Source organism: Shewanella sp. SM73 (genome assembly GCF_025653795.1).
GTDB classification, from domain to species: domain Bacteria; phylum Pseudomonadota; class Gammaproteobacteria; order Enterobacterales; family Shewanellaceae; genus Shewanella; species Shewanella oncorhynchi.
Genome location: NZ_JAKKRY010000033.1, coordinates 1 through 1,670 on the forward strand (window position 1 = coordinate 1; position 1,670 = coordinate 1,670).

At 47.7% G+C, this 1,670-nt stretch carries 1 protein-coding gene; it reads left to right on the forward strand.

All coding sequences use genetic code 11. From position 1 onward, the window contains the following. Positions 1-75: 75 nt before the first annotated feature. Positions 76-1,631 (forward strand): IS3 family transposase gene (locus L5M51_RS22680; protein ID WP_263174817.1). Its coding sequence is split into 2 segments (ribosomal slippage): positions 76-529 and positions 529-1,631, totalling 1,557 coding nucleotides; the frame shifts between segments, so codons are not numbered across the junction. The last annotated feature ends 39 nt before the right edge of the window (positions 1,632-1,670 follow it).

Here is a 1,670-nt window from a genome sequence, read left to right on the forward strand (position 1 = left end):
CCCCCTGTGTCAGGATAGTTGTCACCCCTAAATAATCATTATTTTTAAAGACAGGGCGCGGCAAATGAGAACGATATGGCTCGGTATTCACCAGAACGTAAAGAGGCGATCCTTAAAAAATTATTACCGCCTCACAATTTAACGGTCGCAGAGGTCGCTCGGGAAGAAGGCATCGCGGTGCAAACCTTGTATCATTGGCGAGATAAAGCCAGAAAAGAAGGTCGTCCCGTGCCAGGTAAAACTCTTACAACCGATGATTGGTCAGCTGAAACTAAGCTTGCTGTTATCATTGAAACAGCGCCATTGTCGGAAGCTGAAATAAGCCAGTACTGCCGAGAAAAAGGCTTGTTTCGCGAGCAAGTTCAGCAGTGGAAGCTCGACTGTTTGGCGGGTTTTCAAATCAGTGAAGTGCAGGCCAAAACCATTAAGCAACAGGCTAAAGCGGACAGGGCTGAAATCAAATCCTTGAAAAGAGAATTGAATTACAAGGAGAAAGCTTTAGCCGAAGCGGCCGCTTTACTGGTGCTCAGAAAAAAGCTCAATGCACTTTGGGAGGGCGACAGCGAGGAGAGCTAACGCCTCTGTCAGAACGCTTAACATTAGTCACCTTAATACAAGAGGCTTATACCAGTGGTGCTCGTCTTTATAAGGCGTGCATTGAAGCTGAGCTCAGTAAGCGTACCTATCGACGTTGGTATCGCGCGGGCAGTGTGCAGGCAGATTTAAGGCCCACAGCGATTCGGCCACAGCCTGCTAACAAACTCGAAGAGCATGAGCGGCAACAGATATTAGCCGTGTGTAATGAGCCAGAATATAGCAGTTTACCGCCGTCACAAATCGTGCCGACCTTGTTGGATAAGGGAATTTATATCGCTTCTGAATCAAGCTATTACCGGGTATTAAATGCCAATGACCAGCTTCATCATCGTGGCCGAACCCAGGTTGCTGTCAACCGTAGTAAACCGTTAAGTTACACGGCCGATGGGCCAAACCAAGTGTGGTCTTGGGACATCACTTATCTGGCCTCGGTAGTCAAAGGGCAGTTTTATTACCTGTATCTATTTGAAGATATTTACAGCCGAAAAATTGTCGGCTATGAAGTCCATGAACAGGAATGCGGCGAGCATGCCGCAGCACTCATCCAGCGCACGATGTTACGGGAACAATGCTTTAACCCCCCCCTGGTGCTGCACTCTGACAATGGGGCGCCGATGAAGTCATTGACGATGAAAGCCAAGCTTGAAGAGCTGGGAATTACCGCCTCTTTGAGCCGGCCCAGAGTGAGTAACGACAACCCGTTTTCAGAGTCATTATTTAAAACCTTAAAATACCGTCCACAGTGGCCAAAGGCAGGTTTTAGCAGTTTAGTTGCAGCAAGGGAATGGGTAGAGGCATTTATGAAGTGGTACAACGATAAACATAAGCACAGCCAGCTGAACTTTGTGTCACCAGGGCAACGTCATGCGGGGCAAGATGGTGATATCTTAGCCAAGCGAAAAGAAGTGCTCGAAGCGGCAAAGGCAAGAATGCCCGAGCGTTGGTCCAAGGAAGTCAGAAATTGTGATGCTGTGGGTCCAGTCACGTTAAACCCAGATAAGGCACCCGCAAACAATGTAATAAATGCAGCTTAATATTTAAGCAAAGAGTGACAACTACCTTGAAAAACACCG